The following is a 23245-nucleotide window of genomic DNA, read 5'->3' as shown; positions in this document are numbered from 1 at the left end:
GCCGGCCGGGGCCGCCCGGCCGGGCCGGGTCACGCCGCGGGGTGCCGGGTCCGGCGCCGGCCGATGGTCAGGCCCACCCCGGTCAGCAGCAGGAACAGCACGGCCCCGGCGCCGAGCGCCGGCAGGAGCAGCTGCGCCGGGTCGTACCGGGGATGGGTGGTACCGCCGGGACCGCCGTCGGCGTAGTACGTGGTGTCCCGGTAGGTCGTGTCGGCCGGTGCCCGGTCGAAGTGGAAGTCGTCGGTGATCCGCGCCGGGGACAGGTTCACCAGGTCGAAGCGGGTGAGGAACAATCGCCGCGGCAGCATCGAGGCGAGCGGATCGTCGACCGAACTCGGCGTCACCCAGCCCGCGTAGCGCACGTCCGACGGGGTCGGCAGCGCCCCGGTGGCCCGCATCCGGTGCCCGGCGAGCACGTACAGCCGGACCGTTTGCGGGTGGCTCGCGAGGGCGCTCAGCCGCATCGGGTAGACGAGCTCGTCGCTGGCGAAGCTGACCGACAGTGGCGGCAGGTTCCGTCCCAGCGACGTCGTGCCCTCGGCCGGCCGCAGCCGGACGGCCACGTAGTCCCAGCCCTGCTTCGCGTACGGGGCGACGCCGGTGGCGAGGCTGTCCGGCAGGGTGAAGCCGTGCTTCGCCAGCCAGTCGTGCAGCGCCGAGCCGTCCGAGGCCCGCAGCGTGGCCACGTCGTACGGCCCGACCGGGACCCGTTGCAGCACGCTGACCTGCGGTGCGGGCCGCCCCGGCACCGCGCACGCGCCGTGGTCGCAGCCGTCGCTCCCCACCCGCTTGGCCTGCGGCGCGGTGAGGTTGGCGAGCTGGTTGAACAGCTCCACGTCGGCGAGCGCGAACCTCGGCTTCGCCGGTACCGGCAGGAACCACGCGGCGGCGGTCGGCTCGCCGGTGAGGGTGAGGCTCATCGTGATCGTCTCGGTGTGCCCGTCGTAGCTGACCAGCGAGGTCTCGTCGGCCACGGTGGCCGCCGGTCCGTGGGTGAGGACCGCGCCGCAGGCACAGGCCCACGCCGGGGTGGCGATCAGCGCGAGTGGCCCGAGTACGACGGCGGCGAGCGCGGCCGCGGCTCGGCGCAGGATGCGGGTCATGGCGCTCCTCGGCGTACGGGTGTGTTCGGTCACGGATCGGACGCGCCGCGACGGTAACCGGTTCCCGCTCGCGTGTATGCTGCCCTGGTGGATGAACATGCAACTCAATGCATAGAGATTCCAACGCTGACGGTGCGGCGGGCCAGGACCGCCGACGTGCGGGCGATCGGTGCGCTGATCGACCGGTACGCGCCGGAGCGCCGGCTGCTCACCAAGCCCGCCGTCACCCTGTACGAGGGCATCCAGGAGTTCCGGATCGCGGAGCGTGACGGCCGGGTCGTCGGCTGCGGCGCGGTGCACGTGTTCTGGGAGGACCTGGCCGAGATCCGCACCGTCGCGGTCGACCCCACGCAGCGCGGCCACGGCATCGGTCACCGGCTCGTCACCGAGCTGCTGGAGGCGGCACGCGACCTCGGGGTGAGCCGGGTCTTCGTGCTCACCTTCGAGGTCGACTTCTTCGCCCGGCACGGCTTCACGGTGATCGACTCGGACTCCGCGGTCGACACCGGCGTGCGCCGGGAACTGCTGCGCTCGGCCGACGAGGGCGTCGCGGAGTTCCTGGAGCTGGAACGCGTCAAGCCCAACACCCTCGGCAACACCCGCATGCTCCGCCACCTCTAGCTCGGCGCCTCAGCGCCCCCGGTACGCGTGGCAGCAGCCGAGGACGAACGCCAGCACGAGGGTGAACAGCCAACCCAGCGCGATGCGGACGCTCACGCCGTCCGCCGCACCAGCAGTCCGGACAGCCGGACGAAGTAGGTGCGCACCCGCGCGTCGGCGCTGCCGACCTGGTCGAGCGGAACGACCCGCAGGTACATGGTGCCCTCGGTCAGCGTGTCCACCGTCGACACGACCAGCGCCCACCACGATCCGACGCCGGGCACCCCGGCGGCCGGACAGATGAAGCACTCGTCGCCCGCGCGGGGCCTCGCGTACCGGATCGAAGGCCGACTCATGGCACTCCCTTCTCGAACCATCGGCCGCCCTGCGCGGCGGCGCACGGTGTAGCTCTCCTTGACCACGAAGAGTATATGACCTGACCACGTACGTCTATGGACTGGCATGTCACCCTTTGGTCATCATGGTAAGCCTGCGCCGGCTCATGCTCGTGACGTGGAGATCCACTACGACGTACCCGATCCGGTGTACGTGCAGGTCGCAGACGCGGTCGACGAGCGCATCCGGTCGGGCGAGTGGGCCGTCGGGCATCGAATCGTCTCGGAAGCCTCGATGGTCCAGGAGTACGGCATCGCGCGGGGCACCGCGCGCAAGGCGGTCGCCGTGCTCCGCGACCGTGGGCTCGTCGTGTCCATCCCGGGGCGGGGCCACTTCGTGGCCGCACGCGCCAAGTGGGACCAGCAGCCCGCGGACTGATACCGGCAAGCGGACTGATACCGGCAAAATCACCGAACCTCGTCATCGGCACGAAGCAACGCCAATCTAGGCTCGATCCCGACCGAGTTGCTGCCGGCGGGCGGGAGGGACGGCGATGGGGGTTGGGGCGCCGATTCGGCGGGAGCCGGCGTTGGGGATCGACGAGCTGCGGCGGCGGGTGGCCGGGGAGAGCGTCGACACCGTCGTGCTCGCCGCCTGCGACCTGCAGGGGCGGCTGGTGGGCAAGCGGTTCGACGCGAACTTCTTCCTCGCCGAGGTGGTCGAGCACGGCACCGAGGCGTGCGACTACCTGCTCGCGGTCGACGTCGAGATGAACACCGTGGACGGGTACGCGACGTCGAGCTGGGACACCGGGTACGGCGACCTGGTGCTCACGCCGGATCTCGCCACGCTGCGGTCGCTGCCGTGGCGGGACGGCAGCGCGCTGCTGCTGGCCGATGTGTCCACAGTGGACGGAAAGCCGATCGCGGTGGCGCCGCGGCAGGTGCTGCGCGACCAGCTGGCCGCGCTCGCCGCGCACGGCCTGCACCCGTACGTCGGGACCGAGCTGGAGTTCTGCGTCTACGACGACTCGTACGAGGATGCCTGGCGGCGCGGCTACCGCGAGCTGACGCCGGCCAACCAGTACAACGCGGACTACTCGATCCTCGCCACCGGACGGGTCGAGCCGCTGCTGCGGGCGATCCGGCGCGGGATGGCCGGTGCCGGCATGACGGTGGAGAGCGCGAAGGGGGAGTGCAACCTCGGCCAGCACGAGATCGCCTTCCGCTACGCCGACGCGCTGACCACCTGTGACAACCACACCGTGTACAAGACCGGGGCGAAGGAGATCGCCGCCGCGCAGGGCCGGTCGCTGACGTTCATGGCCAAGCCGAACGACCGGGAGGGCAACTCCTGCCACGTGCACTGCTCGCTGCGCGACGACGCCGGCGGGGCCGCGCTGGCCGGCGACGGCGAGTACGGCTTCGGGCCGGTGATGCGCCAGTTCCTCGCCGGGCAGCTGCACTGCCTGCCCGAGCTGACCCTGCTGTACGCGCCGAACGTCAACTCCTACAAGCGGTTCCGGGACGGCTCGTTCGCGCCGACCGCGGTGCGCTGGGGGCTGGACAACCGTACCTGTGCATTGCGGGTGGTCGGGCACGGTGACTCGCTGCGGGTGGAGAACCGGGTGCCCGGCGGCGACGTCAACCCCTACCTGGCGGTCGCGGCGATCACCGCCGCCGGCCGGTACGGGATCGAGCACGAGCTGGCGCTGGAGCCGCCGTGCACGGGCAACGCGTACCGGCAGCCGGGCGCGCGGGTGCCGGCGACGCTGCGCGAGGCGGTCGCGGTGTGGCGGAACAGCGCGGTGGCGCACGAGCTGTTCGGCGCCGACGTGGTCGAGCACTACGCGCACTGCGCCGAGGTCGAACTCGCCGCGTTCGACGCCGCGGTCACCGACTGGGAACTGCGCCGCGGGTTCGAGCGGATGTGACGAACGGGCCGGCCCGGCGGTGGGCCGGCCGGGAACGCGGTGGATGATCCGGGCGGGAAGAGGCGGTCGAGCGGCCGCGGGAGCGAACGTACCGGGGAGTGCGATGGAACTGGTCAACCCGGCGACCGGGGAGTCGATCGGCGACGTACCGCTGGCGTCGGTCGAGGAGGCGGACGCCGCGATCGGGCGCGCGGCGGCGGCGTTCGAGGCCTGGCGGGCGGTGGCGCCGGCCGACCGTGGGCGGCTGCTGCGCCGGTTTGCCGCGCGCATCGAGGCGCACGCCGACGAGCTGGCCGAGCTGGAGGTGCGCAACTCCGGCCACCCGATCGGCAACGCGCGCTGGGAGGCGGGTAACGCGGCAGCGGTCGTCGACTACTACTCCGCCGCGCCGGAACGGCTGTGCGGCCGGCAGATCCCGGTCGCTGGCGGGGTGGACGTCACGTTCCACGAGCCGCTCGGCGTGGTCGGCATCATCGTGCCGTGGAACTTCCCGATGCCGATCGCGTCCTGGGGTTTCGCGCCGGCGCTCGCCGCCGGCAACACGGTGGTGCTCAAGCCGGCCGAGCTGACCCCGCTGACCGCGCTGCGGCTGGGTGAGCTGGCGCTGGACGCCGGCCTGCCGGAGCACGTGTTCACCGTGCTGCCGGGTGCCGGGCCGGTGGTGGGACAGCGGTTCGTGGCCCACCCGGCGGTACGCAAGGTGTGCTTCACCGGGTCGACCGCGGTGGGGAAGCAGATCATGGCCGGCTGTGCCGACCAGGTGAAGCGGGTGACGCTGGAGCTCGGCGGCAAGTCCGCGAACATCGTGTTCGCGGACGCCGACGTGGCGGCGGCCGCAGCGGCCGCGCCGATGTCGTTCTGTGACAACACCGGCCAGGACTGCTGCGCCCGGACCCGGATCCTGGTGCAGCGCAGCGCCTACGAGCCGTTCCTCGCCGCGCTGGCCGACGCGCTCGCCGCGGTCCGGGTGGGTGACCCGCGCGAGCCGGAAACCCAGGTGGGGCCGCTGATCTCGGCGCCGCACCGGGACCGGGTACGGTCCTATGTGGACGATGCCGAGGTGCTGCTGCGCGGCACCGCACCGGACGGACCCGGCTTCTGGTACCCGCCGACCGTGCTCGCCGGAGGTGCCGGCACCGACCGGGCCTGGCACGAGGAGATCTTCGGCCCGGTGGCGTCGGTACTGCCGTTCGACACCGAGGCCGACGCGATCCGGCTGGCCAACGACACCGCGTACGGGCTGTCCGGCTCGATCTGGACCCGGGATCTCGGCCGGGCGCTGCGGGTCGGTCGCGAGGTACGGGCCGGGAACCTGTCGGTCAACTCGCACGCCTCGGTGCGCTACGCCACCCCGTTCGGCGGGTTCGGCTCCTCCGGGCTGGGTCGCGAGCTCGGCCCGGACGCGCTCGCCGGGTTCACCGAGACCAAGAACGTCTTCCTCGCCGACAGCTGAGCCGGCCGGGCCCACACACGAAGGAGCAAGCGATGGCTGAACGTCTGGACGGCCGGGTCGCCGTGGTCACCGGCGGCGGCAGCGGCATCGGCGCCGCGACCGCCCGCCGGTTCGCGGCCGAGGGCGCCACCGTCGTGGTCGTCGACATCGACGACGCCGCCGGTGCCGCGATCGCCGAGCAGGTCGGGGGCGCCTACCGGCACGTCGACGTCACCGACGAGGCCGCGGTACGCGAGCTGTTCGGCTCGGTAGCCCGCGAGTACGGGCGGGTCGACGTGGCGTTCAACAACGCCGGCATCTCGCCGCCTGAGGACGACTCGATCCTGTCCACCGACCTGGACGCCTGGGAGCGGGTCCAGCGGGTCAACCTCACCTCGGTCTACCTGTGCAGCAAGTACGCCATCGAGCAGATGCGCCCCGCCGGCCGCGGTTCGGTGATCAACACCGCGTCGTTCGTGGCCGTGATGGGCGCGGCGACCTCGCAGATCTCGTACACCGCGAGCAAGGGCGGCGTGCTCGCGCTGACCCGGGAGCTGGGCGTGCAGTTCGCCCGGGAGGGCATCCGGGTCAACGCGCTCTGCCCGGGGCCGGTCGACACGCCGCTGCTGAAAGAGCTGTTCGCCGCCGATCCGGAGCGGGCGCAGCGCCGGCTGGTGCACGTACCGATGGGGCGCTTCGCGGAGCCTGCGGAGATCGCGGCGGCGGTGGCGTTCCTCGCCTCCGACGATGCGTCGTTCATCACCGCCGCCACGTTCCTGGTCGACGGCGGCATCTCCGGCGCCTACGTCACCCCGATCTGACCGGTCGGCCGACGTCGTCGGGGGTAGCTGGTATCAAGGCGGGATGACGAACCAGGCGAGCCCCGATCCCGCCGATTCCGGCATCGCGGCCGATACGGGACGGTCGGCCGCCGAGGCGGTGCTGCAGCGGCTGGCCGGCCCGGGCGCGGTGCTGCGGGACGACCAGTGGCGGGCGATCGAGGCGCTGACCTCGCCCGGCGAGGGCGGAATGGGGCGCCGGGTCCTGCTGGTGCAGCGCACCGGCTTCGGCAAGTCCGCGGTGTACTTCGTCGCCACCGCGCTGCTGCGCGCCGCCGGTGCCGGGCCGACCGTGATCGTCTCGCCGCTGCTCGCGCTGATGCGCAACCAGATCGAGGCCGCCGCCGGCGCCGGCATCCGGGCCGCCACCATCAACTCGGCGAACGTCACCGAGTGGCAGGCGATCGAGACCGACATCGCCACCGGCGCGGTCGACGTGCTGCTGGTGAGCCCGGAACGGCTCAACAACCCGGACTTCCGTGACCGGGTGCTGCCGGAGCTCGCCGCCACCACCGGCCTGCTGGTGGTCGACGAGGCGCACTGCATCTCCGACTGGGGCCACGACTTCCGGCCCGACTACCGCCGCATCGCGACGTTCCTCGCCGGGCTCAAGCCGCACGTGCCGGTGCTCGCCACCACCGCGACCGCGAACGCCCGGGTCACCGCCGACGTGGCCGAGCAGCTGGGGCCGCCGCAGTCGGCGCGCGGGATGCCGGACCAGACCCTGGTGCTGCGCGGGCCGCTGGACCGGGACAGCCTGCGGCTGGGGGTGCTGCCGCTGCCGAGCCCGGCGCACCGGCTGGCCTGGCTCGCCGACCACCTGGCCGACCTGCCCGGCTCGGGCATCATCTACACGCTGACTGTCGCCGCCACCGACGAGGTGGCCGACTTCCTGCGCTCCCGCGGGCACAGCGTCGCCGCCTACTCCGGGCGTACCGACCCCGACCAGCGGGCCGCGGCCGAGCAGGACCTGCTCGCCAACCGGGTGAAGGCGCTGGTCGCCACCTCGGCGCTGGGCATGGGCTTCGACAAGCCGGACCTCGGCTTCGTGGTGCACCTGGGCACGCCGGCGTCCCCGATCGCCTACTACCAGCAGGTGGGGCGGGCGGGCCGCGCGGTCGAACACGCCGACGTGCTGCTGCTGCCCGGGGCGGAGGACGAGGCGATCTGGCGCTACTTCGCGTCGCTGGCGTTCCCGCCGGAGGACCAGGTGCGGGCCACCCTCGCCGCCCTGTCGGCCGAGCAGCCGACCTCGACGCCGGTGCTGGAGTCGCGGGTGGAGCTGCGCCGCAGCCGGCTGGAGCTGATGCTCAAGGTGCTCGACGTGGACGGGGTGGTGCGCCGGGTCCGCGGCGGTTGGCTCGCCACCGGCACGCCCTGGCGGTACGACGCGGAGCGCTACGCCCGGATCGCCGCCGCCCGCGCCGCCGAGCAGCAGGCGGTGCGCGACTACGTCGGTACCGACGGCTGCCGGTTACGGTTCCTGCGCGAGGCGCTCGACGACCCGTACGCCACCGACTGCGGGCGCTGCGACAACTGCCGCGGCCGGTGGTACGAGCCGGAGGTGTCGGCGGCTGCGCTGGATGCGGCGCAGCAGCATCTCGGCCGCCCCGGCGTACCGGTGGAGCCGCGGAAGCTGTGGCCCACCGGCGGCGCCGCGCTGGGCATCGAACGCACCGGCAAGATCGCCCCGGAGGAGCTGGCCGAGCCCGGCCGGGCGCTCGGCCGGCTGTCCGACATCGGTTGGGGGACGAGGCTGCGCGCCCTGCTGCGGCCCGGCGCCCCGGACGCCGAGATCGACGACGAGGTGTTCGCCGGCGTGGTGCGGGTGCTCGCCGACTGGCCGTGGCAGCGCCGCCCGGGCGCCGTGGTCGCGGTACCGTCCCGTACCCGGCCGCGGCTGGTCGGCTCGCTCGCGCGGCGGCTCGCCCGGGTGGGCCGGCTGCGCGACCTGGGCGAGCTGTCCCGGGTCGGTGGTGGCGCGCCGGGCGCCGGGGCCGGCGGCAACGCGGTGCACCGGCTCGCCGCGGTACACGACGCGTTCGCGGTCGGCGACGATCTCGCGGCCGGCCTGGCCGAGCTGGGCGCGGACGACCCGGTGCTGCTGGTCGACGACGTGACCGACACCGGCTGGACGCTGACCGTGGCGGCGTCCGCGCTGCGCGTCGCCGGCGCGGCTCAGGTTCTCCCGTTCACCCTTGCCGTCCAGGCCTGAGGCTGCCGGGCACGCCGGGGCTCGGGCGCAGCACGATGTCGGGCCGCGCGGTGGGACGGGCCGGCCGGGGCGCGGCGATCGCGTAGACGCGGTCGACCACCGCGGGTACCTGCTCGCCGCGCACGCCCGGCAGTTCCCGCAGGTAGGCGGCGGTGCGCTCCGGCGCCCAGCCGTACGCCTCGCGCAGCCCCCGCACGACCAGGGCGAGGTAGTGCGGCGCCGGCGAGCGCCACGGCGTCTGGTGCGCCTGCCACGGCGCGGTGAACGTCAGGACGGGGATCCCGTCGACGTCCGGCCCGGCGCGCAGCAGCGTCTCGTAACGGCCGGGGCCGAGCTGGGCGCGTCCGGTGCCGAGCACCTCGGCCAGGTCCAGGTCACGCCCGGGGGTCCGGGCCATCTCCTGCGCGGCGATGTCGCTGAACTGCTGGATGGTGATCAGGTGGGCGTGCACCGCGGCGGCGCCGGGCAGCTGCGGGTCGTACAGGGCGAGGCCGCCGCCCCAGGCCCGGCTGTGCCCGGCGAAGTAGACCCCGCCGGGGATGCGCAGCGCCCGGCTGCGGGCCGGCGCCCGCCCGTCCCGGGCGCCCGGGTAGCGCCGGGAGTTGCCCGGTGGCCGGCCACCGGCGAGGTAGTAGCGCAACCGCCGGCTGGACATGTTCGACCCGTAGGCCGCGTACCAGACCAGGGCGTGCCGCTGCCGGCGATGAGCCGCCGTACCGACCGCGTCGTGCGTGCGGGCCGCGGCTCCGCGGGCCGCACCGGCTCGGGGTGACCCGGCGTGCTGCGCATCGGCGTGCTGCGCATCGGCGTGGCGTCGGGGGTGCCGGGAATGGCTCACCGGTGCTTCGACTTCGTCCGGGCGCCCGGGGGGAATCCTGGCGCGATGCCCGTGACCTGCTCGCATCGCTCACTGAGGGCTCGCTTACTCATGGCGCTTCCGACCCTACCGCGCGGCCGATCGCCATCCCCCGATCGGGTGATCGCGCGCCGGGACGGGCGGCCGGTGGCGCGGGCGCAGGGCGGGGGCCGGCGGCGGATAGTCTCGGAGCATGGCTGACCGTGCTCCACTGACCCCCGGCACCCTGTCGCCGCAGCGCGCCGTGCCGGCCACCATCGCGCGCCCCGAGTACGTCGGCAAGCCCGCGCCGGCGCCGTTCACCGGCTCTGAGGTGAAGACGCCCGAGCTGATCGAGAAGATCCGGGTGGCGAGCCGGGTCGCGGCCGGGGCGCTCGCCGAGGGCGGCCGGGTGGTCAAGCCCGGCGTGACCACCGACGAGATCGACCGGGTGGTGCACGAGTTCCTCTGCGACCACGGCGCGTACCCGTCGACGCTGGGCTACCGCGGCTACCCCAAGTCGTGCTGCACCTCGCTGAACGAGGTGATCTGTCACGGCATCCCCGACTCGACGGTGGTCGAGGACGGCGACATCGTCAACATCGACGTGACCGCGTTCCTGAACGGCGTGCACGGCGACACGAACGCGACGTTTCTCGCCGGCGACGTGTCGCAGGAGGCACGGCTGCTGGTGGAGCGCACCCACGAGGCGACCATGCGCGGCATCCGCGCGGTCAAACCGGGCCGGGCGCTCAACGTCGTCGGCCGGGTCATCGAGTCGTACGCGAAGCGCTTCGGCTACGGCGTGGTGCGCGACTTCACCGGGCACGGCATCGGCGAGGCGTTCCATTCCGGGCTGTACGTGCCGCACTACGACCGGCCCGACCTCGACGTGGTGATCGAGACCGGGATGACGTTCACCGTCGAGCCGATGATCACCCTCGGTACCTACCTGCACGACGCCTGGGACGACGGTTGGACCGTGGTGACCAAGGACCGCCGGTGGACGGCCCAGTTCGAGCACACCCTGGTGGTCACCGACGACGGCGCCGAGATCCTGACGGTGGCATGAACGGCCACGACCGGCCGGTGACACCGGCCGCACTGATACCCGACCACCACGCCGACGTGTCCGGCGGGTGGCTGCGCGCCGCCGTGTTCGGCGCGATGGACGGGTTGGTCACGAACATCTCGCTGATCGCCGGGGTCGGCGGTGGCGGGGTTTCCCGGCACACGATCGTCCTCACCGGTGTCGCCGGCCTGATCGCCGGCGCGATCTCGATGGGGCTCGGCGAGTACACCTCGGTGCGCACCCAGAACGAGCAGGTCGCGCACGAGATCGCCAAGGAGCGGCGCGAGCTCGAACGGCATCCCGCCGAGGAGGCGGAGGAGCTCGCCGCGGCGTGGATCCGGCGCGGGCTGCCGGAGCAGCTGGCCCGGGAGGTGGCCGAGACGGTCGGCCGCAACCTGGACGAGGCGGTCCGGGTACACGCGCAGGAGGAGATGGGCGTCGACCCGACCGAGGTGCCGAACCCGTGGCTCGCCGCGGTCTCGTCGTTCGTGTGCTTCTCGGTCGGTGCGATGTTCCCGCTGATCACGTTCCTGCTCGGGTTCTCCCAGCTGTGGCTGGGGCTGGCGGTCGGCGGGGTCGGGCTGTTCGCCGCGGGCGCGCTGTTCGCCCGGTTCACCGCGCGCAACTGGCTGCTGAACGGGCTGCGCCAGCTGGTCCTGGGTGGGCTGGCCGCGGCCGCGACGTACCTGGTCGGCACCCTGATCGGCGTCGCCTTGTCCTGACCGCCGCGCGGCCTGCGGGTCAGGACGTGACGAAGCCGTCGTGGTCGTCGGCGAGCTCGCGCAGCGCGGCGAGGGTGTCGCCGGCGGGGGCCCCGCCGGGCCCGGTGGTCAGCTCGACCACCCAGTCGACGTCCTCGGCGTCGTCCTCGCCGAGCAGCATGTCGCGGTGCACCGACGCCGGGCGGTACCCGGCGTCGCGCAGCTGGGCCGCGATGCGGTCGGCGTGGTCGCGGTCGGGCAGCACGAGCAGCACGCTGTCGGTCACCGCGCGATCGTAGCGGCCGGCCACGCCACCACCGGGGCGACGCCCGGCGGCTACCGGCGGCGTGGCGGGCCGAGCACCGCGAACGGGTCGGTCACCCGCAGGGTGCGCTCGGCGAACCGGTACAGCGCGGCCGGTCGTCCGCCGGTCCGGCCGGGTGGTGCCGCCGCACCGGTGGGGGTCAGCACGCCGCGGCGGGTCAGTACCCGCTGCATGTTGGTCGCCGACACCCGGTAGCCCAGCGCCGCGGCGTAGATCTCGCGCAGCTGGGAGATGGTGAACTCCGGCGGCGCGAGCGCGAACCCGAGGTTGGTGTAGGACAGCTTCGCGCGCAGGCGGCCCCGGGCCCGGTCGGCGATGGCGGCGTGGTCGAAGGCCAGCGGGGGCAGCGCGTCCGCCGGTTGCCAGGCGGTGTCGGCGGGCAGCGCCGGGTCGCGGTCGGTCGGGACCAGGCCGAGGAACGCGGTGGCCACCACCCGGCGTCCGGGCATCCGCGCGGGGTCGGAGAACACCGCGATCTGCTCCAGGTGCGCCAGCCGGGCGACGTCGACCTTCTGCGCCAGGTGGCGGCGGATCGAGGCGTCCACGTCCTCGTCCGGACCGAGCCGCCCGCCGGGCAGCGACCAGCGGCCCGACTGCGGGTCGCGGGCGCGCTGCCAGAGCAGTACCCGAAGTGATCCGGCTCGCACCGACAGCACCGCGGCGAGGACTTCGTGTTCCGCTCCGGGCGGCCCGCTGGTAGCGTGGTGAACCATAGTTTTAGACTAGCAGGCGAAAACCGGCGGTGCGGCCGTACCGCGCCGCGAGGGGGAGGACCGATGGTGGACACCGACTGGGCCGACGAGGTCAGAACGCTGGCCCGCGAGCGCGATGCGGTGATCCTCGCGCACAACTACCAGCTCCCGGAGATCCAGGACATCGCCGACCACACCGGCGATTCGCTCGCGCTGAGCCGGCTCGCCGCGGCGAGCGAGGCGAGCACGATCGTGTTCTGCGGGGTGCACTTCATGGCGGAGACCGCGAAGATCCTCGCCCCGGACAAGACCGTGCTGATTCCGGACGCCGCGGCCGGCTGCTCGCTCGCCGACTCGATCACCGCCGACCAGCTGCGCGCCTGGAAGGCCGAACATCCCGGCGCCGTGGTCGTCTCGTACGTCAACACCACCGCCGAGGTCAAGGCCGAGACCGACATCTGCTGTACCTCGTCCAACGCCGTCGACGTGGTCGCCTCGATCCCGGCCGACACCGAGGTGCTGTTCTGCCCCGACCAGTTCCTCGGCGCGCACGTCAAGCGGCTCACCGGCCGCGACAACATGCACATCTGGGCGGGGGAGTGCCACGTGCACGCCGGCATCAACGGCGACCAGCTCGCCGAGCGGGTGGCCGCGGTGCCCGGCGCCGAGCTGTACATCCACCCGGAGTGCGGCTGCGCCACCTCGGCGCTCTACCTCGCCGGCGAGGGCGTGGTACCGGCCGAGAAGGTCAAGGTGCTGTCCACCGGCGACATGGCCACCGCGGCCCGGCACACCAGCGCCACCGCGGTGCTGGTCGCCACCGAGGTCGGCATGCTGCACCAGCTGCGCCGCGCCGCGCCCGGCGTCGACTTCCAGGCGGTCAACGAGCGCGCCTCCTGCAAGTACATGAAGATGATCACGCCGGAGAAGCTGGTGCGCTCGCTGCGCGAGGGCACCGACGAGGTCGACGTGCCCGCCGCGACCGCCGACGCCGCCCGCGCCGCGGTCACCCGCATGATCTCCATCGGCCACCCCGGCGGCGGCGAGTAGCTCGCCGGCGAGCCCGGTTCGCCGCCGTCGGACGGTCGCGGGTGAGCACGGTCCGGCGGTCGCGGGTCCTGGTGTGCCGCAACCGATCCCGGCATCGGTTGCGGCGCGGTACGGGTCAGCCGAGGAGATCGTCGATGGTGCCGTCGACCGGGCGGCCGGCGGCGGCGAGCTCCTCGGCCTGGGCGGCCAGCCGCTCCGCCACCGCGGTCAGGTTCGCCTCGGCCAGCCCCACCCGGCGCACCCCGTCCACGCTGTCCCGGAAGTACGTGCGCTGCAGCAGGCCCTGCACCACCGCCGTCGCCGTCCGCGCCTCGGCGAGGACCAGTACCGCGGCGTCGGTGTCGTACCACTCCGCGAGGCGGGCGGCGACGCCGTGCCGCCCCTTCGCCTCGCACCAGGCCTCCCGGGCCAGGGTCGCGAACTCGCCGTCGCTCGCCTCGGCCAGCCGGGCCAGGTGCGCGTTCGCCAACTGCCGGAACCAGCCCTGCGGGTCGTAGATCGGCACGGTGGTCAGGTACCGGTCGGCCACGAGCGGCCACGACGTGGACAGCGTCCGGGCGTGCTGCAGGTACTCGGCGGCCCCGATCACGCCGAGATCCAGCAGCACCCCGTCGATGCGCCGGCGGGCGGGCCGCGGCCCCGCGCCGGAGCCGTGCGTGACGACGACCAGTTCCACCTCGCTGTGACCGGTGTCCTCGTCGTGCGCGAGCGCGCCCTGCACGCCGGCCGCGAGCACCTGCGCGGGATGCCGGGCCCGTACCGCGTCGGCCAGCGCCTCCGCGACCTGCCAGCGCGGCGAGGTACCCAGCTGATCCGTCGTCATCCGGCCATTCTGGCCCGCGGCGACCCACCGTGGGCCCGATGCGGCACAGTCGGCGAACCGGGATCGTCGTACCCACGCGGTACGGTTCCGGCGGCGAGAGGAGCGCGATGGTCGTCGAGGCGGTGTTGTTCGACTGGGGCGGCACGCTCACCCCGTGGTGCCCACCGGACGAGCAGAGCTGGCTGCGGGTCGCCCGCCGGCTGGTCCCGGCCGGCGCCGAGCGCGCCGCCGCCGCACTCGCCGCCGCCGAGTTCGCGGTGTGGCAGCGATGCCGGCTGCAGCAGCGTTCCGGCACCATGGCCGAGATCTTCACCGCGGCCGGCATCGACCCCACCCCGGCGGCCTACGACGTGTTCGCGGCCGAGGTGGAGCACGCCACCCACACCGATCCGGAGGCGGTGGCGCTGCTGACCGCGCTGCACGAGCGCGGCGTGCGGGTCGGGGTGCTGTCCAACACCACCTGGACCCGCGCGCACCACGAGCGCATCTTCGCCCGGGACGGCGTGCTGGAGCTGATCGACGGCGCCGTCTACACCAGCGAGATCGAGGTGACCAAACCGCATCCGGCGGCGTTCCGGTCCGCGATGGCCGCGGTGGGGGTCACCGACCCGGCCCGCTGCGTGTTCGTGGGCGACCGCACGTTCGACGACATCCATGGCGCCGGCAGCGTCGGCATGCGCACCGTGCTCGTGCCGCACAGCACCATCCCGGCGACCCAGCGCGGACACACCGACGGCGTGCCGGACGCCGTGGTCCGGCGGCTGTCCGAGCTGCTCCCCGTCCTGGACGGTTGGCACCACGGCTGACCGCGCAGATCGCGCCGGCGACCGCGGTCAGGGGCGGCCGGGGAACGGCACGGTCGCCGGGGTGATCCGGGCGACCCGGCGCCAGCGGGTGGCGCGCACCGCGCAGTCGCTGATCGCCTCGACCGCCTGCCTGCGCTGCGCCGCGGACAGTGCCGGCAGTCCGGCGCCCCACGCCTCGGCGGTACGTTCCTCCAACGACACCGCGAGCCGCAGCGCGCTGGCCCGGTCGGTGACCGGACGGGGCAGCGCGTACCCCGGGGCGGCCGCCACCGGCGTCACCCGCTGCTTGGTCAGGGCCAGCGTCAACGCATCCCGGCGGTCCCGGTGGGCCTGCTCGGCGTTGCGGGCGGCGGTCTGCTCGGCGCCGGTCAACCGCGGCCCGAGCACGTCGTAGCCGTACACGGCGGCGTGTTCGGCCGCGAGCGCCTGCTGGAGTCGCTGCTGTGCCGGCGTCATCGCAGCGCCTCCACGTGGCTGGCGCGGCAGGCCGCGATCGAGCCGAACAGGGTGGCGTACCGGTCCGGGGCGGTCAGGCAGGATCGCCGGGCGTGCTGCTCGCACCGCTTTTCCTGCCCGGTCAGCGCGCCCAGCGCGGCGTCGGCGCCGGCCGGTACCGGGCTGGTCGAGGGCGACGGGGTCGCCGAACCGCTCGCGCTGGGGGTGGCGCTGCCGAGCTCGCGGTCGAGTTCCCGGACGTGCCGGTGGTGGTCCTCGCGCAGCGGCTTGAGCCGGTCGGCCAGGTCCGGATGGCGACGCAGCGTGGCGTCGTAGGCGGCGAGCAGCGCCAGGCTGTCCGCCCGTACCGGCAGGATCGGGCTCGGTGGCTGTGCTTTCGGGGTGTCCCGGCAGCCGGTGAGGCCGGCGGTCAGCGCCACCGCGGCGGCGACCCCGCCGGTCAGCACGCCGCGACGCGGCACGTTCGACGAAACCATTCCCCATCCTCGGACGGTGCGCCGCTCGGCCGCGGCACCCACCGGGCCGACCGGACGGACACGGTCATGGTGTCCCACGACCCTACGCGATGCGCCCAGCTCCGCCCGGACCGTGGTCGCAACCACCCGTTGCGGCCGGAACCGGGTGGGTGGCCGTTCTTTCTCGCTACGGCGGGTTACGCTTCTCGTCGAGCCGCGTTGGATGTTCTGACGCGGCCTGAAGCGGATCTGGGGATGGTCACGCCGGCAGCGTCCGCCGCCGTCGTCGAGGGGAGGTGCGGTATGAGTTCTCGCCCGCAACGCGCCGGTCGCACGAGTGCGGCGCGCGGCGCCGGGGCCCGGCACGAGCCGGCCGCCCGGGCACCCCGCGGTGGCGGTCTCGCCGTGCACGCCGAGCGGCTGCGGTCGCTGGTCGAGCCGGTCGTCGAGGCGGCCGGGTACGACCTGGAGGACATGGACGTCTCCCGGGCCGGCCGGCGCAGCGTGCTGCGGGTGGTGGTCGACTCCGACACCGGCGTCAACCTGGACGCCGTGGCGGAGCTGTCCCGGGCGATCTCCGGGGCGCTGGACGGCGCCGAGTCCGACGGCGCGTTCGGTGCCGAGGCGTACACGCTGGAGGTCACCTCGCCGGGCGTCGACCGGCCGCTGCGCGAGCCGCGGCACTGGCGACGCAACGTCGGCCGGCTGGTCTCGGTGTCGGTGGCGGAGCAGACGGTGGTGGGGCGGATCACCGCGGCGGACATACCGGTCGAGGCCGGTGAATTGGGGGTCGAGATGGACGTGGCTGGCGCGCCGCGCCGGATCCGGTACGCCGAACTGGGGCCGGGCAAGGTACAGATCGAGTTCGGCCGGTCCACCGGCGCCGGACCCGACGGTCCCGCGGTGGATGGTTCCGGGACGGGCGTTTCCGAGGCAGAGGAGGAGGAGGCATGAACATCGACCTGGCCGCCCTCCGCGCGCTGGAGCGCGAGCGCGACATTCCGTACGAGACGATCCTGAGCACCATCGAGACCGCGTTGCTCACCGCCTACCGGCACACCGAGGGGGCGCACCCGCACGCCCGGGTCGAGATCGACCGCCGCTCCGGCATCGCCGGGGTGTACGCGCAGGAGGTCGACGACGAGGGCACCGTCGTGCGCGAGTGGGACGACACCCCCGCCGACTTCGGCCGCATCGCCGCGATGACCGCCAAGCAGGTCATCCTGCAGCGGCTGCGGGAGGTGACCGACGAGGTCACCTACGGCGAGTACGTCGGCAAGGAAGGCGACATCGTCACCGGCGTGATCCAGGCGCACGAGGCGCGGGCGGAGAAGGGCATCGTCGTCGTCGATCTGGGCAAGATCGAGGCGCTGCTGCCGCCGGCCGAGCAGGTCCCCGGCGAGTCCTACGAGCACGGTCAGCGGATCAAGTGCGTGATCGTGCATGTCGCGAAGGGCCTGCGCGGCCCGCAGATCACCCTGTCCCGGTCGCATCCGAACCTGGTCAAGCGGCTGTTCGGGCTGGAGGTGCCGGAGATCAACGACGGCACCGTCGAGATCACCGCGATCGCGCGCGAGGCCGGCCACCGGACCAAGATCGCGGTGCGCTCCAGCGTGCCCGGGGTGAACCCGAAGGGTGCCTGCATCGGCCCGATGGGCGCCCGGGTCCGCTCGGTGATGAGCGAGCTGGACGGCGAGAAGATCGACATCATCGACTGGTCCGAGGATCCGGCCGAGTTCGTCGGCAACGCGCTGTCGCCGGCGAAGGCGCTGCGGGTCGAAGTGGTGGACGCGGCCGCCCGGGCGGCGCGCGTGGTGGTGCCCGACTACCAGCTGTCGCTCGCGATCGGCCGGGAGGGGCAGAACGCCCGCCTGGCCGCCCGGTTGACCGGTTGGCGCATCGACATCCGGTCCGACGCCGAGCAGGCCGGAAGCGCACCGCCTGAGGTGGCGGGCGGAGCGGTCGGCGCGGCGGACACCGCTCGCTGACCCCGATATCGGGCACGCCCCGGTGCATCCGGTCCGGGAGGATCGGCCAGATGCACCGGGTTCAGCCTGCCCGACGGCTGAGGAGTAAGCTTGATCGCGGTACGTCGCGCGTCTCCGGTCCGCACGTGTGTGGGCTGCCGGCGTCGTGCGCCAGCCACCGTTCTGCTGCGTGTCGTGGCGGTTGCGGATCCGGCCGGTTTCCGGTTGGTTCCCGATCCGCTGCGCAGACTGCCGGGTCGGGGTGCTCACGTGCACCAGGATCCGGCCTGCGTCGCGTCAGCCCGCAAACGTCGGGCCTTCGCTCGCGCGTTGCGGATCAGTTCCGGATCGGGTGTCGACGACACACCGGTCACGGAGCACGTGCGTGAGCACGCAGCAAGCGGAACAGCCGACGGCACGGATCGCCCCGATCCGGCCCGAACGAACTAGGTAGGTCGACCGACATGAGCGCACGATGAAGTCACTGTGATGAACAGGCTTCGGGTGTTGCACGAGTGAGGTCGAGCGGGTCTGCCCGCCCGGCCTCAAGATGAGGAGTGCAGTGGCAGGCAAGGCCCGCGTACATGAGCTCGCCAAAGAGTTCGGTACCGACAGCAAGAGCGTGCTCGCAAAGCTGAAAGACATGGGCGAGTTCGTGAAGTCCGCGTCCAGCACGGTGGAGGCACCGGTGGCGCGGCGGCTCCGTGACGTTCTCGCGGCGGAGCAGCAGAAGGCGGCCGGCGGCGGTGACCAGCCGGCGAAGCCGGCGGCGAAGAAGGCCGCACCGGCGAAGAAGGCGGCGACCACGACCGCGAAGGCGCCGGAGGCGCCCGCGGCCGACAAGCCCGCGGCGAAGCCCAGCGCGCTGCCCAAGCCGGGGCCGCGCCCGGGTCCGCGTCCGCGTCCGGCCGCGCCGAGCAAGCCGGCGAGCGCGCACGACATCGAGGTGGCGGCGGCGGAAGCCCGTGCCGCCCAGCTGAAGAAGGACCAGGAGGCGGCGGTTCGGGCTGCCCAGGAGGCCGCCCGGCAGCGTGCCGAGTCCGGCCCGGAGGAGCAGCCGCCGGCCGCCGGCGGCACCGGTGCACCGGCCCGTCCGGGGCCGCGCCCCGGCCCGCGGCCGGCCCCGCAGGCGACCCCCGGTCCGCGCCCGGCCCAGCGGCCCGGCCAGCGGCCTGGCGGCCGTCCGGCACCGCGTCCCGGCAACAACCCGTTCGGTATCGGCCAGGGTGGCGGCTCGGCGCGTCCGGCCGCCGGCCCCGGCGGCCCGCGGCCCGGCGGTGACCAGCGTCCGCCGCGGCCGAGCCCGGCGTCGATGCCGCCGCGGCCCAGCCCGTCCCAGATGCCGTCGCAGCGTCCGGCCCGGCCCGCTGGGCCGGGTGGTGGCCGCGGCGCCGGTGGCGGTCGCCCCGGTGGCGGCGGTGGCCGTCCGGGCGGCGGTGGCGGCGGCTTCCGTGGTGGTGGCGGCGCCGGTGGCGGTGGCGGTTACCGCGGCGGTGGCGGCGGTGCCGGTGGCGGCGGTGGCTACCGCGGTGGCGGCGGCGCGCCGGCCGGTGGTGGTTTCCGTGGTGGCGGTCGCCCCGGTGGTGGGGGTCGCGGTCGCGGCGGCACCAGCGGTGCGTTCGGCCGGCCGGGTGGCCGCCCGAGTCGCGGCCGCAAGTCGAAGAAGCAGCGCAGGCAGGAGTTCGACAACCTGTCGGCACCGACGATGAGTTCGGGTGCGCCGCGTGGTCAGGGCCAGACGGTCCGGCTGCCGCGGGGTGCCTCGCTGTCCGACTTCGCCGACAAGATCGACGCGAACCCGGGTTCGCTCGTCCAGGAGATGTTCAACCTGGGCGAGATGGTGACCGCGACCCAGTCGTGCACCGACGACACCCTGCTGCTGCTCGGCGAGCACCTCGGCTACGACGTGCAGATCGTCAGCCCGGAGGACGAGGACCGCGAGCTGCTCGCGCAGTTCCACATCGACCTCGAGGCCGACGTGGACGCCGACCGGCTGGTGTCCCGGCCGCCGGTGGTGACCGTGATGGGTCACGTCGACCACGGCAAGACCAAGCTGCTGGACGCCATCCGGTCCACGCACGTGGTCGAGGGCGAGGCCGGCGGCATCACCCAGCACATCGGTGCCTACCAGGTCGAGGTCGAGCACGAGGGTCAAGAGCGCAAGGTGACCTTCATCGACACCCCGGGCCACGAGGCGTTCACCGCCATGCGTGCCCGCGGTGCCCAGGTCACCGACATCGTGATCCTGGTGGTCGCGGCCGACGACGGCGTGATGCCGCAGACGATCGAGGCGTTGAACCACGCCAAGGCGGCCGAGGTGCCGATCGTGGTGGCGGTCAACAAGATCGACGTCGAGGGCGCCAACCCGGCGAAGGTCCGCCAGCAGCTGACCGAGTACGGCCTGGTCGCCGAGGAGTACGGCGGCGACACGATGTTCGTCGACATCTCCGCCAAGTCGCGGATCAACATCGACGGTGTGCTGGAGGCCGTCCTGCTGACCGCGGACGCGTCGCTGGAGCTGACCGCTCCGGTGGACGGGTCGGCGCACGGCGTCGCGATCGAGGGTCACCTCGACAAGGGCCGCGGCCCGGTCGCCACGGTGCTGGTCCAGCAGGGCACGCTGCGGGTCGGTGACTCGATCGTCGCCGGTACCGGTCACGGCCGGGTCCGGGCGATGCTCGACGAGTACAGCCGGCCGGTCGAGGAGGCCGGGCCGTCGCGTCCGGTGCTGGTGCTCGGTCTGACCGCGGTGCCGGGTGCCGGGGACACGTTCCTGGTGGCCGAGGACGACCGCACCGCACGGCAGATCGCCGAGCAGCGGGAGGCCCGCAAGCGTGCCGCCGCGAACGCGTACTCGCGTGGCCGCGCGACGCTGGAGACCCTGATGGAGCAGGTGAAGGAGGGCCAGAAGGCCACCCTCGCCCTCATCCTCAAGGGCGACGTGTCCGGTTCGGTCGAGGCGTTGGAAGACGCCCTGGTCAAGCTGGACATCCCGGAAGAGGTGCAGCTGCGCATCATCCACCGGGGCGTCGGTGCGATCACCGAGAACGACGTCAACCTGGCGTCCGCGACGAGCGACTCGACGGCGACGATCATCGGGTTCAACGTCCGGGCCGAGGGCAAGGTGCGCGACCTGGCCGAGCGCGAGGGCGTGGAGATCCGCTACTACACGGTGATCTACCAGGCCATCGAGGAGATCGAGGCCGCCCTCAAGGGCATGCTCAAGCCGGAGTACGAGGAGGTCGAGCTCGGTTCGGCGGAGATCCGTGCGGTCTTCAAGTCGAGCCGGATCGGCAACATCGCCGGCTGCATGGTCCGCTCCGGTGTGGTGCGGCGCAACGCGAAGGCGCGCCTGCTGCGCGATGGCGCCGTGGTCGCGGAGAACCTGTCGATCGCTTCGCTGAAGCGGGAGAAGGACGACGCGACCGAGGTCCGCGAGGGCTTCGAGTGCGGTCTGACGCTCGGTGGCTACAACGACATCAAGGTCGGTGACGTCATCGAGAACTTCGAGATGCGCGAGAAGCCGCGCGCCTGACGCGCGACGCGTGACGGCGCTGGCCGGACCCCGCCCGGGGTCCGGCCAGTGCCATGTCGGGGCCACGTACCGGGGCGCCGCGACGGGTCAGCCGCGCTCGCGATGCAGCAGGATGCCGCCGACCACCAGCGCGATGCCGGCCAGTTCGGTCAGCGTGGGTACCTGGTGCAGGATGATCAGGCCGAGCACGGCCGCGGCCGCCGGGAGCAGCGCGAGCAGCAGTGCGAACGTCGCCCGGGGCAGCCGGGCCAGCGCGAGCTGGTCGGTCAGGTACGGGATGACCGACGAGCAGATGCCCACCCCGACACCCCACAGCAGCCACCACGGATGCCCGAACGCGGGGATCGCGGCCGGCAGGCCGATCGGGGTGGCGGCCACCGCGGCGATCACCATGGCCGCGGCGAGCCGGTCGATCCCGCCGGTGGACGCGCCCGGCCCGGGTTTGCCGTCGGCCCGGTCGGCGGTCGCGATGCGGGCCGCGAGCACGACGTAGAGCAGGAACAGCGCGCAGTTGCCGAACGCGAAGAGGAACCCGAGCCCGCTGCCGTCGACGCGTACCTCGGTGAGGGTGGCGACACCGCCCACGGCGACGGCGAGGGCGATCAGGTTCCGCCGGCTGCGCACGCCGAGGGCGGCGAGCAGGATGGTGCCGAGGAACTCGACCGCGCCGACGGTGGCCAGCGGCAGCCGCGCCACCGCCAGGTAGAACAGCGAGTTCATCGCGGCGAGTACCGCGCCGAGGGCGAGCAGCAGCAGGCGCTGCCGCCGGTCCAGCCGCGCGAGCAGCCGCCACGGGCGGCGCCACAGGCCGAGCAGCAGCGCGGCGCTGGCGATCCGGAGCCACGCCACGCCGAGCGCGCCGACGTGTACGAACAGCAGTACCGCAAGCGACGGGCCGAGGTAGTGGAACACGGCGCTGGTCAGGAAGTAGGTGGTGGGAGGCAGCCGGCCGACCGTCCGGCCGACGAGCCCGACCCGGGTGGGTCCAGGCTGAAGTGTGGTCATGACGCCATCCTGGGAGGCACTCTGGCGGGAGAGAATGGCAATCTGAAGGTGGTGGCGATCAATTGCCTCAGAATTCACGGCGGCAGCAGACCGTGCCGGGAGCCGTGCGCCGGCACTCGGCGAACGGTGGACCCGGCCCGCACGAGTTGCTCGACGCGACGAACGTCCGGCTGCTGCGCGAGCTGTCCGCCGACCCGCGGATGAGCATGTCGGCGCTGGCCCGCCGGCTGGACATGTCGCCACCGGCGGTGACCGAGCGGGTGCAGCGGCTGGAACGGGCCGGGGTGATCCGCGGCTACCGGGTGACGCTGGATCCGGCGGCGCTCGGCCTGCCGCTGACGGCGTTCGCGCGGATTCGACCGGTGGCCGGCCAGCTGGCCCGGATCGTCGCACTCGCCGAGGAACTGCCGGAGATCAGCGAGTGTCACCGGATCACCGGTGAGGACTGCTTCCTGCTGAAGCTGCACGCGGCGAGCATGGCCCACATCGAGTCGATCCTGGACCGTTTCCTGCTGTACGGGCAGACCACCACCTCGGTGGTCGTCTCCACACCGGTGCCGAGGCGCTGCCCGCCGCTGCCCGACGTGCCCTGACCGGTACGCGGGGCACGGGCACGGTGTGCGGTGGCTCCGTCAGTCGGCGAGTTCGAGTACGAGGAAGGCGAGCAGGAAGCTGACCACCAGGATTACGCCGGCGATGATCGGCGCGGTGCCGCCACCGGCCGGCAGGACGCCCGTGGTGATGGTGCGCCGGCCCCGCCGGTACCGTGCCGCGCCGAAGACCAGCCCGGCGATCGCGACGACGGTGAGGATGGCGCCGGCCGCGACGCCGCCCCGGCCGCCGAACCGGGCGGCGGCGAGCCCCAGCGCGAGCACCGCGAGCGCCGAGCGCAGCCAGGCCAGGTACGTGCGTTCGTTGGCCAGGTGGTCCCGCCAGGCGGCGCTGCGGTCCAGGGTGGGCCGGTCGGCGTCGGGTGCGGGCTCGTCGGGCACGGCCTCATGCTGCCACCGGTGACCGGCCGCCGGGGTCGTCTCGGCGGGACGCTGGCACAATCGTCGGCGACCC

At 73.5% G+C, this 23245-nt stretch carries 25 protein-coding genes; 15 read left to right on the top strand and 10 right to left on the bottom strand.

Annotation, left to right across the window (positions count from 1 at the left end; genetic code table 11):
- Nucleotides 1-29: 29 nt before the first annotated feature.
- Nucleotides 30-1103: a DUF2330 domain-containing protein gene (locus Asera_RS25630; RefSeq protein WP_051802264.1), complete on the bottom strand. Its 1074-nt coding sequence runs from the start codon at nucleotides 1101-1103 to the stop codon at nucleotides 30-32.
- A gap of 111 nt (nucleotides 1104-1214) precedes the next feature.
- Here Asera_RS25630 and Asera_RS25625 point away from each other — a divergent pair, with 111 nt between their 5' ends.
- On the top strand, nucleotides 1215-1724 hold the full coding sequence (locus tag Asera_RS25625; RefSeq protein WP_157034826.1) for an amino-acid N-acetyltransferase: 510 nt from the start codon (nucleotides 1215-1217) through the stop codon (nucleotides 1722-1724).
- Between the two features lie 92 nt (nucleotides 1725-1816).
- Here Asera_RS25625 and Asera_RS25620 read toward each other — a convergent pair whose 3' ends face one another.
- A complete protein-coding gene (locus Asera_RS25620) occupies nucleotides 1817-2059 on the bottom strand; it encodes a hypothetical protein (protein ID WP_030446430.1) in 243 nt (80 codons plus the stop codon).
- 157 nt (nucleotides 2060-2216) lie between these two features.
- Here Asera_RS25620 and Asera_RS25615 point away from each other — a divergent pair, with 157 nt between their 5' ends.
- The 5 genes from Asera_RS25615 (at nucleotide 2217) to Asera_RS25595 (ending at nucleotide 8458) form a co-directional block, all read left to right on the top strand.
- Nucleotides 2217-2477, top strand: a complete 261-nt coding sequence (locus Asera_RS25615) for a GntR family transcriptional regulator (protein ID WP_244844020.1) — start codon at nucleotides 2217-2219, stop codon at nucleotides 2475-2477.
- Between the two features lie 151 nt (nucleotides 2478-2628).
- A complete protein-coding gene (locus tag Asera_RS25610) occupies nucleotides 2629-3972 on the top strand; it encodes a glutamine synthetase family protein (protein ID WP_425305956.1) in 1344 nt (447 codons plus the stop codon).
- Between the two features lie 103 nt (nucleotides 3973-4075).
- Complete coding sequence (locus Asera_RS25605) at nucleotides 4076-5425, top strand: aldehyde dehydrogenase family protein (RefSeq protein WP_030446427.1); 1350 nt, start codon at nucleotides 4076-4078, stop codon at nucleotides 5423-5425.
- 32 nt (nucleotides 5426-5457) lie between these two features.
- Nucleotides 5458-6225 carry a 3-oxoacyl-ACP reductase gene (locus Asera_RS25600; RefSeq protein WP_030446426.1) on the top strand — a complete coding sequence of 256 codons (768 nt, stop codon included), beginning with the start codon at nucleotides 5458-5460 and terminating at the stop codon, nucleotides 6223-6225.
- A gap of 43 nt (nucleotides 6226-6268) precedes the next feature.
- A complete protein-coding gene (locus Asera_RS25595) occupies nucleotides 6269-8458 on the top strand; it encodes a RecQ family ATP-dependent DNA helicase (RefSeq protein ID WP_211255586.1) in 2190 nt (729 codons plus the stop codon).
- Here Asera_RS25595 and Asera_RS25590 read toward each other — a convergent pair.
- The gene (locus Asera_RS25590; protein WP_211255585.1) at nucleotides 8436-9296 is read right to left on the bottom strand and encodes a histone deacetylase; all 861 of its coding nucleotides are present in this window, start codon (nucleotides 9294-9296) and stop codon (nucleotides 8436-8438) included. The two genes, Asera_RS25595 and Asera_RS25590, sit on opposite strands and share 23 nt — an antisense overlap.
- Nucleotides 9297-9507: 211 nt before the next feature.
- Between Asera_RS25590 and map the strand changes: the two genes are divergently transcribed.
- A complete protein-coding gene (gene map / locus Asera_RS25585) occupies nucleotides 9508-10365 on the top strand; it encodes a type I methionyl aminopeptidase (protein ID WP_030446423.1) in 858 nt (285 codons plus the stop codon).
- Nucleotides 10362-11087, top strand: coding sequence for a VIT1/CCC1 transporter family protein (locus Asera_RS25580; protein WP_030446422.1), 726 nt, complete (start codon nucleotides 10362-10364; stop codon nucleotides 11085-11087). Before map ends, Asera_RS25580 begins: the two co-directional genes overlap by 4 nt.
- Before the next feature lie 19 nt (nucleotides 11088-11106).
- Here Asera_RS25580 and Asera_RS25575 read toward each other — a convergent pair whose 3' ends face one another.
- Both Asera_RS25575 and Asera_RS25570 read right to left on the bottom strand, forming a co-directional pair.
- Entirely contained in the window at nucleotides 11107-11352 is a 246-nt protein-coding gene (locus tag Asera_RS25575) for a hypothetical protein (RefSeq protein ID WP_030446421.1), read from the bottom strand.
- A gap of 50 nt (nucleotides 11353-11402) precedes the next feature.
- On the bottom strand, nucleotides 11403-12104 hold the full coding sequence (locus Asera_RS25570) for an NUDIX hydrolase (protein WP_030446420.1): 702 nt from the start codon (nucleotides 12102-12104) through the stop codon (nucleotides 11403-11405).
- Between the two features lie 63 nt (nucleotides 12105-12167).
- Between Asera_RS25570 and nadA the strand changes: the two genes are divergently transcribed.
- Nucleotides 12168-13133, top strand: coding sequence for a quinolinate synthase NadA (gene nadA, locus Asera_RS25565; RefSeq protein WP_030446419.1), 966 nt, complete (start codon nucleotides 12168-12170; stop codon nucleotides 13131-13133).
- 115 nt (nucleotides 13134-13248) lie between these two features.
- Here the strand turns inward: nadA and Asera_RS25560 are convergent, their stop codons facing one another.
- Entirely contained in the window at nucleotides 13249-13956 is a 708-nt protein-coding gene (locus Asera_RS25560; RefSeq protein ID WP_030446418.1) for a hypothetical protein, read from the bottom strand.
- Nucleotides 13957-14063: 107 nt separating this feature from the next.
- On the opposite strand from Asera_RS25560, the gene Asera_RS25555 reads away from it, so the two are divergent.
- The gene (locus Asera_RS25555) at nucleotides 14064-14762 is read left to right on the top strand and encodes an HAD family hydrolase (protein WP_030446417.1); all 699 of its coding nucleotides are present in this window, start codon (nucleotides 14064-14066) and stop codon (nucleotides 14760-14762) included.
- A gap of 27 nt (nucleotides 14763-14789) precedes the next feature.
- On the opposite strand, the gene Asera_RS25550 is transcribed toward Asera_RS25555, so the two are convergent.
- Both Asera_RS25550 and Asera_RS25545 read right to left on the bottom strand, forming a co-directional pair.
- Nucleotides 14790-15218 carry a ferritin-like domain-containing protein gene (locus Asera_RS25550; protein ID WP_030446416.1) on the bottom strand — a complete coding sequence of 143 codons (429 nt, stop codon included), beginning with the start codon at nucleotides 15216-15218 and terminating at the stop codon, nucleotides 14790-14792.
- Nucleotides 15215-15694 (bottom strand): hypothetical protein, encoded by a 480-nt coding sequence (locus Asera_RS25545; protein WP_157034817.1) that lies wholly within the window; start codon nucleotides 15692-15694, stop codon nucleotides 15215-15217. Before Asera_RS25545 ends, Asera_RS25550 begins: the two co-directional genes overlap by 4 nt.
- Before the next feature lie 282 nt (nucleotides 15695-15976).
- On the opposite strand from Asera_RS25545, the gene rimP reads away from it, so the two are divergent.
- The 4 genes from rimP (at nucleotide 15977) to infB (ending at nucleotide 21175) form a co-directional block, all read left to right on the top strand.
- On the top strand, nucleotides 15977-16627 hold the full coding sequence (rimP, locus tag Asera_RS25540; protein WP_084131570.1) for a ribosome maturation factor RimP: 651 nt from the start codon (nucleotides 15977-15979) through the stop codon (nucleotides 16625-16627).
- The gene (gene nusA, locus Asera_RS25535) at nucleotides 16624-17661 is read left to right on the top strand and encodes a transcription termination factor NusA (RefSeq protein WP_030446413.1); all 1038 of its coding nucleotides are present in this window, start codon (nucleotides 16624-16626) and stop codon (nucleotides 17659-17661) included. The genes rimP and nusA overlap by 4 nt, the downstream gene beginning before the upstream one ends.
- Before the next feature lie 93 nt (nucleotides 17662-17754).
- Entirely contained in the window at nucleotides 17755-18090 is a 336-nt protein-coding gene (locus tag Asera_RS25530) for a YlxR family protein (protein WP_084131599.1), read from the top strand.
- A 112-nt stretch (nucleotides 18091-18202) separates the two neighbouring features.
- The gene (gene infB, locus Asera_RS25525) at nucleotides 18203-21175 is read left to right on the top strand and encodes a translation initiation factor IF-2 (protein ID WP_030446412.1); all 2973 of its coding nucleotides are present in this window, start codon (nucleotides 18203-18205) and stop codon (nucleotides 21173-21175) included.
- An 87-nt stretch (nucleotides 21176-21262) separates the two neighbouring features.
- Here infB and Asera_RS25520 read toward each other — a convergent pair whose 3' ends face one another.
- Nucleotides 21263-22180, bottom strand: coding sequence for an EamA family transporter (locus tag Asera_RS25520; protein ID WP_030446411.1), 918 nt, complete (start codon nucleotides 22178-22180; stop codon nucleotides 21263-21265).
- Nucleotides 22181-22326: 146 nt separating this feature from the next.
- Here Asera_RS25520 and Asera_RS25515 point away from each other — a divergent pair, with 146 nt between their 5' ends.
- A complete protein-coding gene (locus tag Asera_RS25515) occupies nucleotides 22327-22773 on the top strand; it encodes an Lrp/AsnC family transcriptional regulator (RefSeq protein ID WP_030446410.1) in 447 nt (148 codons plus the stop codon).
- Nucleotides 22774-22812: 39 nt separating this feature from the next.
- Here the strand turns inward: Asera_RS25515 and Asera_RS25510 are convergent, their stop codons facing one another.
- Entirely contained in the window at nucleotides 22813-23172 is a 360-nt protein-coding gene (locus Asera_RS25510; protein WP_035296693.1) for a DUF202 domain-containing protein, read from the bottom strand.
- Nucleotides 23173-23245 lie beyond the last annotated feature (73 nt).

The sequence above is a fragment of the Actinocatenispora sera genome (genome assembly GCF_018324685.1).
Classification (GTDB): domain Bacteria; phylum Actinomycetota; class Actinomycetes; order Mycobacteriales; family Micromonosporaceae; genus Actinocatenispora; species Actinocatenispora sera.
This window is presented reverse-complemented; position numbering and strand designations above follow the sequence as displayed.

Coding starts and splice junctions, on each gene's coding strand:
- Asera_RS25570 (WP_030446420.1), bottom strand. CDS start 12,104: ATGGTTCACCACGCTACCAGCGGGCCGCCCGGAGCGGAACACGAAGTC.
- nadA (WP_030446419.1), top strand. CDS start 12,168: ATGGTGGACACCGACTGGGCCGACGAGGTCAGAACGCTGGCCCGCGAG.
- rimP (WP_084131570.1), top strand. CDS start 15,977: ATGAGTTCTCGCCCGCAACGCGCCGGTCGCACGAGTGCGGCGCGCGGC.
- Asera_RS25550 (WP_030446416.1), bottom strand. CDS start 15,218: ATGACGCCGGCACAGCAGCGACTCCAGCAGGCGCTCGCGGCCGAACAC.
- Asera_RS25580 (WP_030446422.1), top strand. CDS start 10,362: ATGAACGGCCACGACCGGCCGGTGACACCGGCCGCACTGATACCCGAC.
- Asera_RS25560 (WP_030446418.1), bottom strand. CDS start 13,956: ATGACGACGGATCAGCTGGGTACCTCGCCGCGCTGGCAGGTCGCGGAG.
- Asera_RS25545 (WP_157034817.1), bottom strand. CDS start 15,694: ATGGTTTCGTCGAACGTGCCGCGTCGCGGCGTGCTGACCGGCGGGGTC.
- Asera_RS25620 (WP_030446430.1), bottom strand. CDS start 2,059: ATGAGTCGGCCTTCGATCCGGTACGCGAGGCCCCGCGCGGGCGACGAG.
- Asera_RS25595 (WP_211255586.1), top strand. CDS start 6,269: ATGACGAACCAGGCGAGCCCCGATCCCGCCGATTCCGGCATCGCGGCC.
- Asera_RS25630 (WP_051802264.1), bottom strand. CDS start 1,103: ATGACCCGCATCCTGCGCCGAGCCGCGGCCGCGCTCGCCGCCGTCGTA.
- Asera_RS25520 (WP_030446411.1), bottom strand. CDS start 22,180: ATGACCACACTTCAGCCTGGACCCACCCGGGTCGGGCTCGTCGGCCGG.
- Asera_RS25600 (WP_030446426.1), top strand. CDS start 5,458: ATGGCTGAACGTCTGGACGGCCGGGTCGCCGTGGTCACCGGCGGCGGC.
- map (WP_030446423.1), top strand. CDS start 9,508: ATGGCTGACCGTGCTCCACTGACCCCCGGCACCCTGTCGCCGCAGCGC.
- nusA (WP_030446413.1), top strand. CDS start 16,624: ATGAACATCGACCTGGCCGCCCTCCGCGCGCTGGAGCGCGAGCGCGAC.
- Asera_RS25605 (WP_030446427.1), top strand. CDS start 4,076: ATGGAACTGGTCAACCCGGCGACCGGGGAGTCGATCGGCGACGTACCG.
- Asera_RS25555 (WP_030446417.1), top strand. CDS start 14,064: ATGGTCGTCGAGGCGGTGTTGTTCGACTGGGGCGGCACGCTCACCCCG.